12 protein-coding genes are annotated in these 17,913 nt (G+C 59.0%); all 12 read right to left on the bottom strand.

The features are described 5' to 3' along the window. Entirely contained in the window at nt 1–5,901 is a 5,901-nt protein-coding gene (locus HYZ49_06150) for a hypothetical protein (GenBank protein ID MBI3241861.1), read from the bottom strand. 48 nt (nt 5,902–5,949) lie between these two features. Further along, nucleotides 5,950–6,471 carry a hypothetical protein gene (locus HYZ49_06155; GenBank protein MBI3241862.1) on the bottom strand — a complete coding sequence of 174 codons (522 nt, stop codon included), beginning with the start codon at nt 6,469–6,471 and terminating at the stop codon, nt 5,950–5,952. 119 nt (nt 6,472–6,590) lie between these two features. Next, on the bottom strand, nt 6,591–6,920 hold the full coding sequence (locus HYZ49_06160) for a hypothetical protein (GenBank protein MBI3241863.1): 330 nt from the start codon (nt 6,918–6,920) through the stop codon (nt 6,591–6,593). A 138-nt stretch (nt 6,921–7,058) separates the two neighbouring features. Beyond that, entirely contained in the window at nt 7,059–8,564 is a 1,506-nt protein-coding gene (locus tag HYZ49_06165) for a hypothetical protein (protein MBI3241864.1), read from the bottom strand. Between the two features lie 221 nt (nt 8,565–8,785). After that, complete coding sequence (locus HYZ49_06170) at nt 8,786–9,328, bottom strand: hypothetical protein (GenBank protein MBI3241865.1); 543 nt, start codon at nt 9,326–9,328, stop codon at nt 8,786–8,788. Between the two features lie 751 nt (nt 9,329–10,079). Then, nucleotides 10,080–10,838 (bottom strand): hypothetical protein, encoded by a 759-nt coding sequence (locus HYZ49_06175; GenBank protein MBI3241866.1) that lies wholly within the window; start codon nt 10,836–10,838, stop codon nt 10,080–10,082. A 146-nt stretch (nt 10,839–10,984) separates the two neighbouring features. Further along, nucleotides 10,985–11,869 carry a LysM peptidoglycan-binding domain-containing protein gene (locus tag HYZ49_06180; GenBank protein ID MBI3241867.1) on the bottom strand — a complete coding sequence of 295 codons (885 nt, stop codon included), beginning with the start codon at nt 11,867–11,869 and terminating at the stop codon, nt 10,985–10,987. A 99-nt stretch (nt 11,870–11,968) separates the two neighbouring features. Next, nucleotides 11,969–12,784 carry a hypothetical protein gene (locus HYZ49_06185; protein ID MBI3241868.1) on the bottom strand — a complete coding sequence of 272 codons (816 nt, stop codon included), beginning with the start codon at nt 12,782–12,784 and terminating at the stop codon, nt 11,969–11,971. A 147-nt stretch (nt 12,785–12,931) separates the two neighbouring features. Then, complete coding sequence (locus HYZ49_06190; GenBank protein ID MBI3241869.1) at nt 12,932–14,734, bottom strand: hypothetical protein; 1,803 nt, start codon at nt 14,732–14,734, stop codon at nt 12,932–12,934. 129 nt (nt 14,735–14,863) lie between these two features. Beyond that, the gene (locus HYZ49_06195) at nt 14,864–16,369 is read right to left on the bottom strand and encodes a radical SAM protein (protein ID MBI3241870.1); all 1,506 of its coding nucleotides are present in this window, start codon (nt 16,367–16,369) and stop codon (nt 14,864–14,866) included. Between the two features lie 199 nt (nt 16,370–16,568). After that, complete coding sequence (locus tag HYZ49_06200; protein MBI3241871.1) at nt 16,569–17,102, bottom strand: hypothetical protein; 534 nt, start codon at nt 17,100–17,102, stop codon at nt 16,569–16,571. A 168-nt stretch (nt 17,103–17,270) separates the two neighbouring features. Next, nucleotides 17,271–17,834, bottom strand: coding sequence for a hypothetical protein (locus HYZ49_06205; protein MBI3241872.1), 564 nt, complete (start codon nt 17,832–17,834; stop codon nt 17,271–17,273). Between the last annotated feature and the right edge of the window lie 79 nt (nt 17,835–17,913).

The following is a 17,913-nucleotide window of genomic DNA, read 5'->3' on the forward strand; positions in this document are numbered from 1 at the left end:
TCACTCCCACGTTTCCAACGCCACCCGCCACTCCTGCGCTCTGGCGATGATGCGAACACGCTGGCGTTCGACGAACACGGCGGCGGTCACAAACAGCAGGCCGGCGCTGAGAATGATCAACCAGCGGATCAACGTGGAGCCGCCGCCAAACAGCACGACCACCTGCCCGGCCACGTTGAGGGCGCTGGCCGTCACGCCGATGAAGAACGGCGCTTTGAGCCGCCGCGCCGCTCCCCACCAGATCACAAGCAATCCTTCGACGAGCATGATCACGAAGTGCGGCAGGCCCGCCGCGCCGCCGTTGAGCGACTGGATGAATGAGGTGAGCAGAAGCACCGCCAGCCCGAAGCTTTCGACGACGAGGGCGAACCACTTGCGCCCGCGCCGCCGCTCCAGGAAGCCTACGCCGCCGAAGTACAGCCCGGCCGGAATAGCGTACAACTGCGGCTCGACCAGATTCTGCTTGATGAGTAGCAAGGCCCAGGCCACCTGCAACATCGCCATGGCCGTGTAACCCAAACGGTAGTGACGGCCTCGATAGGCGACGGTGAGATAGAGCGCCCCGGCGAACGCCAGCGCAAACGCGGTGGCTGTGGTGTTCGAGAGGGCAAACGGCACGGTGGCAACGACGGCTAACCCGGTGAGAGTCATGGCAACATTGGTCAATGGTTTGATCCAAATGTTGAGAGGGATGACTCTTCCCTCCCCTGTCGTGTGCTGTTTCACGACGGGAGAGGGGCCGGCGGCGAGGGCCGCGATCTGGGCCAGCAGATACAGCCCAAAGCCAATGCCACTAATCACCACCGACGAGTCGGCGAGAGAGACATGCGCCCAACTCAGGTGATAGCCTGTCGCCAGCAGGAAGAAGCCAAAGGTGAAGTAGGGCAACATACCATCCGACCACAAGGTGGCGAACAGCCCGAGCAAAATGGCAAAGCCGACGGCGACGATGATGGCCGTCTCGTAGCGCCCCAGGGCGACCGCCTGCCAGAAGATTACGTCGAGCGCGGTGAAGATGAAGAAGGGTTGTGACCAGGAGGGAGTCAGCAGATAACGGAGACACGGAGACAGGGAGACAAGGCGACCTTCTCCCTGCCTTCGGCTAAAGATGTAGCCGACGAGAGCCACCAGCCAGGTGAAGCCCAAGAAAGGCAATGCAATGTATTGCGGCGGCAAGTTGCTGGGGTTGATGGCGAAGAACGAGAGAAGCCCAACGTGCGCCGCCAGCAAAGCCGGATACAGCCAGGCGAACCGACGGAAGAGCGCGGCCGAGGCAAAGTAGATGACGGCTCCAGCCGCCAGGGCCAGGGTGAAGGTGAGCGCGTCGGCCTGCGAGAGGATCATCATGCTCAGGCTGAGGGCGTAAGCCAGCAGGTAGAACGGCAGGGCCGGGTGGGTGAGAGAGTCCTTCAAACCGCCGAGCGGCCTCTTGTGAAAGACGAACCGACCGATGACGATATAGCCGACGATGAGGGGCAACCAGCCGAGGCCGTACCAGCCCGGTGGAATCGCCAGCGTCATGCCGAGATAGTAAGGCACGGCGGCCAGCCACGCGGCAGGATAGAGGAACACCGTCTCGCGAAACGCCCAGGCCGAGAGCGCGTAAAGCACCACGCCCGCCGAATAGACTTCGATGGCAAGCAACCTATCACCACTTGCGACCGCTAAGGCGATGGCGCTCAACAAGTAGCCGGGAGCGAAGAAGGCGAGGGCGAAAGGACTTAGACTTCCGAAGTCTCTCAAGACTTCGGAAGTCTTTCGGCGATTGAACAGCTGCCCCAATCCAAAGTACACGAACGCCAGCGCCATAAAAATTCCCGACACCCAGGGCGCGGTGAGGGCGTCGTTGTGGCTCAGAGTGAGCAGGGCCACAATCGGGACGAGGGCGTTGGCGAGATAGAGCCAGAACGCTTGCCGGAAGATGTAGGCTGAAGCGGCGTACACGACGGTGTTAAGCGCCAGCACGTAAATGGCGATGACCAGATCATCGAAGGCCATCATTGCCCCAATCGCAGTCAGGGCGTAACCGGCGCTGTAAAGCGGCCAGGTGTACTCGGCCCGCACCCGCCGGGCGGCCAGCCCAAAGGCAATGTAGATCGGCGCGGCCAGCGCCAGCCCAAGCCCGCGCCAGGCCAGCGGCACTTGGAGATAGGCCATGAACTGCGCCAGCCAGACCGGCACGGCATAGGCGGTGACGAAGAGGAAGATGGTGCGCGCGGCGCGTTGCAGAACCGAGGCCGGCCGTTTCTGATAGGGCCAGATGAAATGGATCAAGTCGCCAAATGAATGGTGATGGCCGTAGTGAGCCAGGGTGTGAGAGGCTAACGATACTACGATGGCGACGGCCAGCGCGTACAAGTTAATGACTCGATCTCCCGCCAGCACCGACCACAGGAGGGCAAACCCGGTCAATGAGTAGCCGCCAAGATACAGCCCGTGCGAGTAGCGCACTTTGTTCCGGTCGAGCAGCAGGGCGGCCAGCAAATGGGCAATGGCCAACGCCGGCCAGACCACGCTGAATTGGGACAGGGTAAGCGCCTGCCCGAAGAGCCGTTCGCCATAAGCGAAGAAGAACAGGGTGAAGGGAATAAAGGCCAGGGCCGGTTCGACGAAGAGCGGCCAGCGGCTGTGATAGAGCCGCGCCGCCAGCACGACGAAGCCGACGGCCAACCCCTGGGCAAGAATCAGCGAGGCGTAATCGGTGGCCAGGGCGGGTCGAATGAGGAAGGCGTAAGTTAATTCATAAGCCGTCAGGGCCAGGCCGAGGGCGCACAGCGCCGCCGCGCCGAGGCCGAACGGCCAGCGGAAGTTCTGACTGCGCGCGCGGAGCGCGTCAACAATAGAGCCTGCTTCGACATTAATCACTAAGCCGCGCTCGACGAGCATATACACAAAAGCCAACAGCACCCACGCCGCCGCATCATATTTGGGCGGCACACTCAGCCAGGTGAAGGCTTGACCAAAAGCAATGGGGAAGAGGGCGGCGGTTGCCCAGGCGAACGGAAACTTCTGGAAGCGATATAGGCTGAGGGCTTGCAAGCCGGAAACAATCAACGGCACGGCCACGCCGATCCATTTCACATTGATCTCATACGCACCCAAGCGCCCGGCCAGCGAGGCAAGCACGGCCAACGCCGCCAGGCTGTGGCCGACAACGTAAAGTGGAATAGTATAAGGTTGAGTTTGAAACTTGCCCTTGCCGCGCCAGTCGAGCAAAAGGCCAAGCGGAATATAGCCGGCGCTTGCCAGCAAAGCGTAAGCCAGCGAGTAAGCGTGCGGCGTGAGCGGCGAAAGCTGGAGCGTCAACTGGAACGGCCAGATGAAGAGCGCGGCGGCGATGGCCGACTCGGCAACGCGGCGATAGAGAGCGGCCAGCGAGGCCATGACGGCTACGGCGATGTAAAGCGTTGCCACCAGCGCAAGTTTGTCGTTCAACGCAACGGCAATGCCGACGACGACCAGCAGGTAAGCATAGACGTGCGGCGGGAAGCGATAGGCGGCTTTGCGGAGAGCCAGCAATTGCCCGCCGCCCACGTAAACCAGCGCCAGCGCGGCAAGCACAACGCCAAACCACGGGCGGGCAATGTTGGTTCCCCATCCTGCAACGCCGATCCAGATCGGAATCAACAGACCAATCGGCCACAAGAAAATGTCCTGCTGGATGTCAGACGGTAACCAGTTGACAAAGTTGGAGAGGCCGGGGTGGCCGCCACTGTCGTGGATGACCGCCGAGGCCACATAAACCGCAAGCACGCCAGTGAGGGCAACGAGCGAGGGAATGTTGAACCACGAGTCGGCGGTGATGGCGTAGTTGATCAGCAGGCCAAGCACAGCCAGCGGCGCGAGAGCGTGCGCCCACAAGTGGAGCCACATCGCGTATTTGTCGGCGCGGCGCAAGAGGGCGGCAGTTGCCAGGTAGATCAGCGCCAGCCCGGCCCCGGCGGAGGCCAACCACGCGCCGCCCTGTCCCGCTTCGAGATAGACCAGCCATTGATCAACAGCCAGCATGAACGGCGCGATGAACAATCCGGCGGCGAAGAAGGCAAAGGCGGATCGGCGGAAGAAGTAGGCGCACCAGCCCAGCACCAGCGCGGCCAGCGCCAGCGCGGTGATGCCTGCCCACAAGTCCACGAAGAGGAGCGTAACTGCTCCGGTGACAATGGCGACGACGAGCAGGCCAAACCCGGCCAGATTCGCCGCGCCGCGATAACGGTTGCGCGGCGGCGCAAAATCCGGGAGGCGTTGATAGAGGGCGCGGCCAGCGAGGATGTAAACCGGCGCAAGCGTTGCGGCGACGGTTGCGTACCACTCAACCGGCAGGGGTGAGGCGCGCAAACCCAACATCACCGCGCCGATGGAACTCCAGATTGAAGCATGAGCAAAGAAGACGGCGGGGAAGGCCGAGGCCAGCAGGCCGTAGCCGACGGCGGCGAACAGGAACACAGCCATTTGCCCGAACGCCGAATTGCCGGGGACGGGCAGGACGAGGAACATACTGACCGGCAGAAGGAGTTGCGGCAGATGACGAGTCGCCTGAGCGAGATCGCGCCAACCACCGCCTTGCCGTTTCAACGGGGAAGCCGCCACCAACATCCCGACCGCCGAGGCCGCCGCCGAAGCGATCCACCATTCGAGCGGCAGGCCCAACAGGCTGGTGAAAGCCAGCAGGGTGCTGGTCGCGCCGATGAGGGTGATGTAAGCAAAGAACTCGCCGCGCACCCGCCAGGCGGTGAAGGTGTAAAGCGCGGTGCAGAAGACTGAGGCAATGAGCCAGTACACATCCACTTGCCCGCGCAGGCCCCCGATTTGATAGACGGCGGCGAAGTCCACTGCCACCAACAACGCGCCGATGCCGGTGAACACTCCGCCCGCCTCAGGCAGTTTGAGGCGCGCCCGCATGAAGAAGCCGCTGGCATAAAACGTGAGCGGCACAGCGGCGATGAAGCCAAGTTTCAACAAGGGATGGAAAAATTGCCAGTAGGCCACAACCAGCACGATGGCCGAGACCACGATCATGAATGCGCCCAAGTAGAGCAGGCCGCGCAGAAGCGCGCCGGAGACGACGAGGCCCCAGGCCTTTTCCCATATCTTGCTCCAATCAATCGGCGGTGCGGGCGGCTTGGCAGGTTTTGCCGGAGCCGCCGGGGCCGCGGCTGGTGCAGGTTGAGATGCAACCGATGCCGGGACTACGACTTTCTTAGGCGGGTGAATCGGCGGCGCAACGGGAGCCGCTGAAGAGGCCGCTAGTGCAGGTGCTGGAGCAGGTGTGGCGGGAGTCGGCGTAAGCGGCGCGCCCTGCATGAGGGCAGTGCGTTTGAGTTTCAGGTTCCCCAGCAGAGTCTTGGCCTCATCAGGCGCAATATGGCCGCCCTCCGCCCATCTCTCCACTGATCCGAGGACAAATTCAAGCACTCGCAACTCGTCGGGCGGTTCCAGGTTGATGGTTTGCCCGGCCAGTTTGCCGCGCAACTCCTCAGCCCGTGTGGCAAGATGGTGACTCAGTTTGCCTGCCGAGGCGATGCTGATGATGCCGGCGTTGGTCCAGGCTGGAATGAGTTGGCGAGTGGCTTCAACCAGACCTAAAGCGCGGACAACCCCCTGATCTGCTAAAGGGAAGGTCGAAACAGGCGGGGGCTGAGAGGCAACTGCTAGTTTTGCAGGCGTTGGCAGAGCCGGGGCGGCGGGCAACCTGGCGCGGGTGGCCTCAAGCTGTTTTGCGGCTGTGCTACGCAACACGGTGTAGATATCGGGCCTGAGGTCTTTCGCCTGCTCGTCAAGCCAGGCCAGCACATAATCGAGATGCTCCAGCTTTTCGAGCGCCGACCGGTCGTACGTCTCGCCGCAGGATGAGCACTTGAACAAAGCTGTTGTAGAAACGTGGTTGCAGTTTGGGCATTTCATGGGGCAATCTCCTGAGACCTATCAGGTGGGCGCAGTAAATACTGCGACTCAGCGGCGTATTGGCGTGCCTGTTGCGTCTGCAATGAGTTGGGCAATAGCGTTCGCGCGCGCCTCAGCCGTTCCACCTGATACGCTTCCAAACCGGATTGTTTCGCCCTCGTTCAGGAGCGCCTGAATGTCTATGTGGGTTATTCCCATAGGCCCCTCACGCGAGATCAGGCCAATGTGCCCTATATTCGAAAAGAGAATCTGCCGTGTCGGTGTACCGCGCCCAATTTCCAATACCCTTGAGTTAGCGTTGAGGTAGACCGATGGCGTTAGCATGCTGCGGGTTAGGCCAAATATCACTATCGTCAAGATAGCTACGGCACCCAGGCCTCCCCCTTCCTGACTAGATTCCTGGCCACTAAACAAGTCCGCCACCACAAATTGCAGTGCCAAGAGCAGAAAAAATCCCAGGCCCACGATGATCACCCAGGTTGTGAACGTCCGTTTTTTGAAAGTAATGTTGCCGTCTTTGGTCTTTACGCAGGTTGCGCCATCCATAGCTATAGCAGTTTTGGATTTCATCGGAGTCGCTCCTTTTCCAGAGTTGAACATTTGCCGGTTGCGCTTGAGACCTGTCAGGTGGGCGCGTCAAACCTATTTTGGTGAGACTTTACTGCGCCCACCTGACAGGTCTGGGCCGATTAGTTTTGAAGCGCGGCCATGAGCCAAATCACGGCGATAGAGGCGGCGAAAGTCGTCACTATTCCGGCGAGAATCCACCAGCGCCGCTTGACGGCCAGAAAAATCAGAATACCTATGTTGATGACGGCAAGGAAACCGAGCAAAATAAACGTCAAACCAAAACATCCAAAACCAACGCAGGGCACCAACACCGTTAGAATCGCCGACAGAAAAATTGTTGCTACGGCGTTGAGCGTGGGCCAGCCAATGAAACCAGTGAGAAATTGAGATGCTCGTTGTCGCCAGGAGTTGGCTGGCTTTTCAGATGTGGAGAGCTGTTCGTTCGACATTGTTGAAATTCCTTTCTGATGCTCATTTGACGCGTTTATCACTGTCAAAGCCAGAGGCAAAGGTGTCAAAAGCTGTCACTTTTCATGAGCAGTTGTCAGCCCAGTGTACAAACCGGCGGCCAGGCAAGAAGCACTATTTCACTTGTTGATGAGCCAAATTACGGTGATAGAGGCAACGAAAGCCGTCGCCGCCCCTGCGGCAATCCATCCGCGCCGCCTGGCGGCTAGGAAAATAAGGGCAACGATATTGAGGAGGGCTAGGAAAGCAGTCGCTAAAAGTCCCGCCATGAAAACAAGCCCAAAGCCGCCAGTGCTGGGCAAGATCGCATCCAGCATCGAAATCACCATAGCGTTGAGCAAAGGCCATCCGATGAAACCGACGACGAATTGGCGAACCCTTTTTCCGGCTGTTATGTCGGCAACAGCCAGAACGATCAGCATCAGCCCAAAGGCAGTGATACTCAACCCAGATAGAATCGACTTAACAGCGGCCAACGATTCCACGTTTTGTGGTGGTGCACCCGCGTTTGGATCAAAGACACCTAACCCACCAGCATCCCCAATCCACACCCGACCTTGCTGATCAAAAGCGAATACCGGCCAGCTCAGATTACGAAGCCCGCTGTTAGACGGCGTGTAGGAAGTCCATTGATTGTCAGCAGTTAATACGCTAAGCCCGCCATACTGGGCTCCAATCCAAGCCTGACCTTGATGATCAAATGCTACTGTCACAATATTCGCGGCATCCATGTCGAGAGCATCCGTTCCTAACCCATACTCGGCCTGTGAAAAGTGCTTCCAGCTTTCATCGGATCCAACTACGCTGATTCCAGAATAAGCGGCGGCAACCCACACTTGGCCTTGCTGATCTGTAGCCAGAGCATTCAGTCGTTCATCTTTCAAGTCAGAGTTGGTGCGGTTGTAAGCCGTCCACTGGCCATCTGGAGCCAGTACGTAGATTCCGTTGTCATAAGTTCCTACCCATACCCGGCCACGACCATCAACAGTCAGGGTTTCAATATAGTCATAACCCAAGCCGGAATTGGCGCTGGTGTAAATTGTCCAACTGCCGTCGGGTTCCAATACTCTCAACCCGCCGCCGCTGGTTCCTACCCACACCCGGCCTTGAGTGTCAATAATAATGGCTTGCACCCAGTCCGCTTCGTAGTTGGAATCATCAGCTTTATAACTCTTCCACGTGCCGTCAGGAGCAAGCATGGTCAGTCCGTCAAACTCGGTTCCCACCCACCCCCGGCCCTGGTCGTCAACAGCGACGGCACTCACGCTGCCACCTGACAATCCTGAGTTAGCACTATTGTACGTTGTCACCTGACCGTCAGGCGCAATCATCTTAAGTTCCCCCCCTTTGGTCCCAGCCCAAACGCGTCCTTCAGTGTCAATGGTCAACGCTTGCACCCAGTTGTCAGTCTCAATAGAATTTTCATTCGTGATGTACTCAGTCCAAGCTTGACCCCCGGAAACAGTCTGAACCTGACCTTTGGAATCAGCAATGGCGCGGTCAATCCAAACCAGACCAATGATGGAAGCGACGAGCAAAACGGCGAATACGGCGGCGGCCACTTTTCCCCAGGTCGCGAAGGCCAGCCAAGCAGTCGGGGCAGGGTGTAATTGTTGATCTGCCATGTTGTTTCCCTCTTTCTGTTTTCTAAGGTGTTTACAGTGAACACCTTTACGACTGTCAAAGCCAGAGGCAAAGGTGTCAAAAGCTGTCACTTTTATAAAACTGCTCCGATGACGCTTCGGCAAAGCCCGACCAGCGACTCCACCTACGCCTCAAGTGACTGTCACCGGCTTCAAAACCTTGAACTTCAAGCCGTCTCGGGCCGGTGACTGTCACCTAAACGCTACGGGCATGCGCCCGTCCAGTGAATGACATATCGGGCGGTGTTCTGCGTCCCCTGGAAGATAACGGCGTAGTCACCGGGCGGGCTGGCGGGCTGAAACCCGACGTTGATGGATGGAGCCGGGAAAGGGACGGAGGTGTCAGGCTGAGGATCGGGGCGATCAATCGTAATCGTGTAATTCTCCTCTACCGGAAACCCGGCGACGCCGACTTCAAAAACACAAGTGCCGTTATCCAACTTGAAAGCTCTGATCAGGCTGGCGCTGACTGCCGGGATAGGCGGAGGAGGTTGCGTCGGCGGGAGAGTAGGCTTCGGGGTTGGAGTCTCCGTTGCCGTCTCGGTTGGCGTGGGCGTGTCAGTCGGCGTGTGAGTCGGCGTCGCCGTCGGCGTGTCCGTAGCCGTTGCAGTGGCCGTCGGCGTATTTGTGGGCCGGAGTGTGTTTGTCGGCAGGGGCGTTGCCGTCGGTTCCGGCGTGGCGGGCTGACAGGCTGTTACCAGGAACACCAAAGCAATGAGGGTGAGAGCGAGGGATTTCTTGTTCATGGGAAAGTCTCCTTTGAAATACATTTGACGACTCCCGCCCTGTCATTGACAGAGGCAAAGGTGTCAAAAGCTGTCATCTTGGCAGATTCCCAAGAGACCTGTCACGCGAAGCGGGCGCAGTAAAGTTCGCTAACACATGCTTCCAGCACGCCCACCTGACAGGTCTGATTGACTGCATAGGCGTCATTGGCGTATTGGCGCGCCTGTCAGGTTAGCAACAAGTTGAGCAATGGTGTTCGCGCGCGCCTCAACTTTGTCACCCGACACACTCCCAAAACGGACTTTTTCGCCGTTGCTTAGATGCGCCTGAATGTCCGTAATCGGCACATCCATCAGCCTGGCGCGAGAGGTCAAGGTAATGTGACCTATATTCGAATCAACAAGGCCGTCACTATTATTATTCCCAGAAACAAGAGCAGGAACAGCCCCAAGCTTATTACGACAAGGCAAGTTGCGAACGTTCGTCTTTTGAAAGCGAGGCTGCCATCTTCAGTTTTCACGCGGGTGGCGCCATCCATGGCAATAGCGGATTTGGATTTCATTAGGGTCGCTCCTTTTCCAGGTTGAATGGGTTTGTCAACATCACAATAAGCCAACCAGGCTGTCAAAGCCAGAGCAAAAGGTGTCAAAAACTGTCACTTTTTCAAACTGGCAAGGCAGACCTTCGGGATATTCAAGACCCCAAAGGCCTGCGCTAATTCCGCCAAGTCTGTAGAGCGAATTGGCAATTCGCTCTACGAATGCCGAATTTCTAAGGCTGGATGACGAACGTCACCGTCGTTCCGGCCATCGTCGTCCACGCGCACTGCCCCTCGCTGACCAGCATGCAGCCAGACGAGCGGATCACGTAGCGGCCCGGCTCGGTAAAGTTGCGGCTCCCGCCAAACCCAACGGTGAAGCCCGGCGGCAGCCAACCGGCATCCACGAACATGAACATCGAGTCGACGTTGGCTCCGTCTCTCTCAACCGACAAGCCGTAAGGCAGGAAGAGCGCCCACGGCGCATCAGCCGCGCTGCCCAACGTGAAGCTGAAGCTGACATCGCCAGGCGGCATCATCGTCAAGCAGTCGCCCGACGGGCGAGAGCAGGTGATGGTGCTGAAAAACCCGTCAGGGCCAGCGGTGGAGCCGTAGACCGAACCCGAGGCCGCCGGGGCCGGAGGTTTGGTGGCGGCAACGGCAGGCGGCTGGGTAGCCGCAACTGCCGGCGGCTGAGTGGCGGCCAACGTAGGCGACAGTGTTGGCACTGTCGTCGGACTCGGCGGAGGCGTGTCGGTCGGAGCCGCTGTCGGGGTGTCGGTGGGAACGGCGGTCGGCGTGGAAGTGGGAGGTTCCGTTGCCGTCGCCGTCTCCGTTGGCGGGATGGCCGTCGCCGCCTCCGTTGGAATTGCCGCCTCGGTCGGAACCGGAGTCGCGGTTGGCTCCGGTGTGGCCGACTGACAGGCTGTGACGACAATCGCCAGGATCGTCGCCAACACTACAAGAGAATTAGGTTTGTGTTTTTTGTTCATGAGTTTATATCTCCTTGGCGTTCAGTAGACATTAAGCGAACTGTCAATCACAGAGGCAAAGGTGTCAAAAACTGTCAGTTTCGAGAAAAACAAAAGCCCGGCTCCTGTTTGCGGGGAACCGGGCTTTGTGATGTTGGGCTTTCTGTTTAGAAATCGGGCGGCGGGATGTATTTGCCGTCGTCGGGTTGGCTGGCGTAGTAGTCCAGCACCTTGCGGTAGAAGTCGAGGGTGTCCTTCGGGAAGTTGTTGCGCTCCATGAAGGCGATTTGCTCGGAGTAGGCATACACTTCGGCTTCTTTGGAAGTTAGCACGCCGACGGCGGCGAACTGGTAGCAGTGCGAGGCTTCGTGATATAGCAAAGCGGCCACCATTTGCGCCGACATGTTGCGGCGCGCCAGGGCGCGCACCAGGCAGCCGCCGCCGGGCAAAGGGGCGGCCTGCGCCCGGTCGCTGTAAGGGCTTGGGGTGATGGTGGTGACGTAGGTGTCCACCCGGTTGTAAGCGTCGGCATCGTGGGCCTGCAGCCAGTCGAGGCCGGCTTTGACCCGGTTGACGAAACTTTGCGGGCCGCTGATCCGGTCATACACCGAACCGACGGCATTCGTGATCGTAGCCACCGGGGCCGGGGTTGAGCCGGGGATGATCAACGTCTGGCCGGGGCGCAGGGTGTTCGAGGTCAGGTTGTTGGCGGCTATCAGCGCGTCTACGGTGACGTTGAATTTGGATGCTATCCGGAAGAGCGAGTCGCCGTTTTGCACGATGTAGGTTTGAGGCCCGGTGGAGGCAGGCTGGGCGGCAGGCGCGCTGCCGTCGGGGATGACGAGCGTTTGCCCGATCTGAATGGCGTTGGCGTTTTTGAGGTTGTTGGCCTGGATAAGGGCTTCAGTGGTGACGTTGAAGCGGGTTGCGATCTTCGTCAGCGTGTCGCCCGGTTGAACGGTGTAGCTGGTGTCGGCCAGAACCGGGGCGGCGATGGGAAGCGTCAGGCTTAGAACCAGGATGAGGATGGAGAGGCGGCGTAGCGTGATCATTGGGAACTTCACTTTCGAGTTAGACCTGTCAGGTCTTTGCAAAAGGCCAGACCTTTAGGGTCTCCAAGACCCTAAAGGTCTGGCGCTAAGCGTGCGGGCCTATTTGCCCAGCACCCACAACCAGCTATTGGAGAAGGTGCAGGTCGTCTCGCCAGACTCTTGCCAGGCCATAAAGTAGACATTGCCTTCGGTCAGCCGCTCGTCAATGACTGACCCCATCTTGTCGCCGTTGGCGTACACGGTGAGCTTGTCGCCCTGAGCGACGACGGTCATGCGATTGGTGCTGTCCTGGGTGAAGTTGAGGGCCGGCGCATCGAGGACCTCCTCGGTGAGCGTGCTCTGCCACTTGCCGTGGTTGTAATACTCGATGTCCCACAGCGGGCGGTTTTGCAGGCGCATCATGTAAACACGATAGCTCTTCCCAGTTGCCACGTCGGCTTCGGAGCGCAGGATCAGCGCGCACCCGGCCAGGCCGCTGGCGGTGTTCCAGGTGACGTCGGTCTGAAGAACGAAGTCGGCGGCGCTGAACTCCGGGTAGTCAATCTCGGGCCGCTCTTCCATGTAAGTGTCCACCTTGATGGTGAGCGGATCGTGCATCCACCCTAAATAGCCGCCATCGGTCGAGAGGCCGATCTTCTCAAGGTCGGGGCGGACGAGGGCGGCGTTGGCCTCCGCCGTTGCCATCGCGTAAGCCTGCGCCGTTGCCGTCACGTTCGGGGTGGGGGTGAAGGTGCTGGTGGGCATGGGCGTGGGCGTGTCGGTGGGCGCGGGCGTGCTGGTGGGGGCCGAGGTGCTGGTGGGAAGCGGGGTGTCGGTTGGAACCGGCTCCGCCGCCGGTTGTGAGGCCGTCGAGCCGCAACTCACGGCAACAAGAGCCAAAGCGATCAGGGTGATGAGAAAAGTTTTGTGGTTCATGGTCGAATCTCCTTTGCGCTGATTTGACAACAAACAAGCTGTCAATCACAGAGGCAAAGGTGCCAAAAGCTGTCAGTTTGTCGAATTGGTGAGGGCGACGTTTCTTGAACTCTAGCCGCGCTGTACTACTGGGGGTGTCAAAAACTGTCAGTTCAGCAAATTAGCGGCGGAGTCCATCTCGAACAGGGCTTTGGCGACAGCGCGCAGGGCGCGGCGGCGGGTGCGGTGGAAGGTGGCCTCGCTCACATAAAGCCTGGCCATAATCTCGCGGTTGGATTGGCCGTGAATATAAGCGTCGCACAAGGTGACGTAAGGATGCCACTCGCGGGGCGGCAGTTCGCGCGGCTCGGTTCCGGCGGGGCGCAGTTTCTCAATAGCCGCAATCAGCGCCGCGTTGAGGGCTTTGCCCCGGTCGAGGTGGGTGGCCCCGCTTAAGGTCACGAACGCCGCCAGCGGATGGTCGCCGAGATAAGAATAGTCGTGCAAACGCTTCAGCGCATCTTCCACTTCGGCCACCTGTTTATCGCCGATCTCAAACTGGGCCGGGGCGCGAAGCGTCTCAATCTCCTGTTGCAGTTGATGCTCACGCTCGCGGAAGGTGTCCAGCGCATGCTCAATCTCTCTAGCCTGCGCCTCCTGTCGCTGCGCCTGGCGCAGCAAGTCAGTCAAGTCGTCGGCGGCTTCGGCCACCAGATCGAGATCGCTGTCGCTGTAAGAGACGCCATTCTTCGGCTGACCAAGCAGGATCGCGCCCAGACTTCCGTCGTCGGCGACGAGGGGCGCCACGACGGCCAGTTCGGGCAAAGGTTTGGCCGCCGCGCCCGGGGCCAGGGTCGTCAACTCCCGAACCTCCAACCCGGCGGCGGGCAGGCGCTCGCCTACCGGCTTCGAGTGAAACGAGGCATGGATGACGAAGTCATCGCCTTCGCGAATCACAATCGCCCCCCACCTGGAGGCGGCGCCCACGACGACGGCGGCCAGGGCGCTGCGTAATCCTTCTTCTATCGCTTCTCGTTCGCCCACTTCAAGGGCAACTGTCCGCAGGGCCGCGCGCAGGGCGCGTTCGGATCGTCGTAGAAAGGGCCGTTCGAGCACGCGGCGGGCGAACTCGAATACGGTGTGAGTCAGGATGGCCAGGGCTATTACAAAAGCATCCACCACAATCCCGCCCGTCCGAACCAGGAAATGAATCGCCGCATAGTAAACGAGTGACACGGCCAGAATCAACAAGCCGTTGAGGGCAATATCGAACCGCAGGATGCGGCCCTCGATCAGGGCGCTGTAGCGCACGGTGCCGTAGCCCAGCGTGGCAACGGCCAGGCCAAACAGGAAGACAATAGGGAGCGTGGGTGCGGGAAGTTTTAGCGTGACGATTGCCACCGCATAGCCAACGGCGAGCGCGCCGAAGACTGTGCCGCGCACCAGGCTGTTGAGTTGTTTACGCAGGGCAAGATTAGTAACGGCCTGCCGCGCCCGCCAGAAGTTGTAGAGCGTGAGCGACATCAGCCCGATCAAGCTGACGGGCAGGAAGATAAACAACGGGCCAGGAGCGAATATTTTGGCGAAAACGGCGAGGCCGCCCGGCGCATCGGCCACCACCCAGGGCGTGAACGCAAGCAGAATGTCGAACAGGATCATCAGCCCGTAGACCATAGGCAGGAACGGGCGTTGGCGGCCCGCCCGATCCGGCGGCAAGGTTTCGAGGCTGAGGTGATACCAGATGGCGATTGGGAGATTGATCGGCCAGCCCAGCCACCAGCTTGTAGCCGGAGAGGGGTTGATGGAGACGATAGAGTCGATGAAGATGCCGGCCAGCGTCCAGAGGGTGAGGCCGGCCTGCCAGGCCAACCGGCTGCGCGGACTGCGCGAGACGAGATAGCACCCCAGCCACAGCGAGAGGGCCATGCCTAGAAAGCTGACTGCCGAGGTGAGTTGGGCGAGTGCTGGCACCGTGCTGTCTATTCTACGACGGTTTCATTGTGGTTGTTTCTAGACAAATGTAACGAATCTGGGTACTTAGGTGACTGTCACGGGGCGGGTAAATCTTGAAAACCCGGCGCACAGGCCACCCCGTGACAGTCACCTTGACATCATGGTCTGCGCCACCTGCTCCCGATACCCGGCCGAGTTATAGGAGCAAAACGGAATCATCCGCCCGTCGGGGGTCAGGAATTCCAGGCAACACTTCATGGCGTTTTTGACGTTGAATGTCCACGGGTCCATGAAGTCGCGGACGTTGAGCATGAAAACATGGCGGGCCAGGTCGCGCGGGGCGTGCTGGCTGAGGGGAAGGTGCGAGTGGCAGGCGGCGCAACGGTCGGCGGAGCGAGTTGGGTGGTCGGGTGGTTGGGTGGTTTGCGCCAGAGGATTGAAGGTGATGTTGGCAATTTCGGCGGCGGCCCGGTCGGAGCCGACCTGGGCCGAACTGCTCCACAGGCGCTCCAGGGTGTGCAGGAGGTCGTCGTTGAGGCCGGGCATGGTGCGGTTCTTGAGGTAGTCGAGATACAGGTCAATGTCGAGAACACGGGTGATAGGGGTGACGGTGTCGCCGTCGAGCATGGCGTAAGTGACGAAGTTACAGGTGGGCATGCAACACGGCACCGGCACGAAGTCGCTCAACTTGAAGAGGCCGTTCGTCTGGGCTTCGATGCCTTTGATGATATCGGGGATCGTCATCCGGGTCATCGGGTCGCTGGGGATGTTGTGGCGTTGGGCCCGGAACGCGCCCTGGAAGTTAACGCCGAACACCGCCGGGTGGCGCAGGCCGAACTCGACGATGTTGCCGACTTCGTGTTCGTTCACCCCGCGCTCGACGGCCCCCACCAGCACCGCCCGCACATCGGCCTCGGCCAGGCGGTCGAGGGCGCGCAGTTTGTCTTCGATCAGGTCGGGCTTGCCGCGAATGATGCGGTTGGTCTCGGCCTCGAAGCCGTCGAACTGCAAGTAGACGTGGGGCTTGAGGCGCTGGAGGCCGGCCAGAAACTTGTCGTCGCGGGCGATGCGGATGCCGTTGGTGTTGAGCATAACGTAACTGATGCCCTTCTGCTGGGCCAGTTCGATGAAATCCAGAATGCGCGGGTGCAGGCTCGGCTCGCCGCCGGAGAACTGGACGACTTCGGGGTTGCCCTCAAACTCGATGAAGCGGTCAAGCATGAAGTTCACCTGCTCGAAGGTCAGTTCCCAGCCGGAGTGGGAGAAGTGGGTGCCGGAGTTGGCAAAGCACAGCGGGCAGTCGAGGTTGCAGGCCTGGTTGACTTCGATGAGGGCCAGGCAGGCGTGTTGCTGGTGGTCGGGACACAGGCCGCAGTCGTGGGGACAGCCGTCGCGGACTTCGGTGGCGAAGTTGAGAGGGAGCGTGCCGGGCTTGTTGTAGCGTTGAACCTGGGTGTACAACTCGGCGTCGCCGAAGACCAGCGCCTCAAACCGCCCGTGCTCCGGGCAACGCTTGCGCATGATGACCTTGTTGTCGCGCAGGAGGATGTGGGCGTCAATCACCTTTTTGCATTCAGGGCAAAGACTGCGGGTAAATTCCCAGAAGATTTCGGGACGGTCTACTTTTTGCGGGCGGACGGTAGTAATGGTCATTATAGTTTTCCTTTGGGGCACGAGGCTGTCAACGGATTTCAAGAGCGGATTGAACAGATTGTCCCGTCCGCCGAATCCGCTCAATCCGTTCCACAAATCCGTTGACAGCAATTCTTGCCCCTGAAGATTTTGGGCGGTCAAACTTATGTTTGGAAGTGGCTGTAGCAAACGATGAGATCATCGAAGACTGCCCTACTTATCATGAAAAAGCAACGAGACATACGACCCCAACAAACAATCCAACAACAACGACGATGCCAAAAGCAACGGCTAAAGCACGTAACATGCCTGAGGCAATTGCAGGCCGGGTAAAGGCGAAGCCTACCAATGCGCCAAGATTGAGCAGCAACACCAGTGCCGGAAAGAATGAACCGGGTATGTTGATGGATATGATCCATAGCAGGAAATTCACTGCGAACATTCCGAAGAAGCCGATGTTGAAGTCGGTTGCCTCTTTGGGCGAGCGTTCCTTCTTCGACGCCACCGGAGTAGACCAGGGCGCATCAGGAGGCAACTGGCCGTGTTCCAAGGCATAAAGAGCCGCCTGAGCGTAACCTCTAACGGCATCACTCATATCTTCGGTCACTATTGTTTTAAGTATTTTGACGATTCGCTCGTCGTCTACTCGTTGTTCGGCAATGGTTTTGATCACTGCCATCCGGCGATAGGCCGCATCGCTACGAAGTTCTTCCAGCAGTTTGATGATCGTCTCTTCACTCGGTTGTTCAGCCATCTTGAAACCCACCTTTCTTCACTCGCAGACGGCGGGTGAACTTTGGGGCGAGACCTCACAGGTCTCCAAGACCTGTGAGGTCTGGAGCGACCAGAAGATTTCGGGTCGGTCAAACTTGTGTTTGGAAGTGGCTGTAGAAAGCAACTGGATCACTGAAGGCTACCCTTATCATAAATAAGAACCGAAGCATATGACCGCGGCAAACAACCCGGCGGTCAAGGCGATGCTCAAAGCAACAAAGTAAGCACCTAATATACCTAAAGCAATTTTGGGCCGGGTAAAGGCGAAGCCTACCAATGCGCCAAGATTGAGCAGTAACACCAGCGCCGGAAAGAATGAACTGAGTGAATTGGTGTATGTGATGATATATATGATCCAAAGCGGGAAATTCACTGCCAGCATTCCGAAGAAGCCGATGAGGAAGTCGGTTTCCTCTTTGGACGAGCGTTCCTTCTTTGACGCAACTAGAGAAGATGGCTCGCTAACTGGCGGCGCTTCGATGCCAAGCGCAACCAAAGCCTTTCTGGCCTCCCGACTTACAATTCTGGCCTCTCGACTCACAGGTCTGTCGGAGTCATTCGCCGCCAGGGCTTTCAGGGCGCTGACGATCAACTCATTATCTGTCTTTAGCTCGGTTATTGTTTCTACCGCTTTTATCTGGCGGTTGGCTTCGCCACTGCGAAGTTCTTCCAGCAGTTTGTTGATCGTCTCTTCATTCGGTTGTTCGGCCATCTTGAAGCCCGCCTTTCTTCACTCGCAGACGGCGGGTGAACTTTGGCGAGACCTCACAGGTCTCCAAGACCTGTGAGGT

This window comes from Chloroflexota bacterium (genome assembly GCA_016197225.1).
Classification (GTDB): domain Bacteria; phylum Chloroflexota; class Anaerolineae; order Anaerolineales; family VGOW01; genus VGOW01.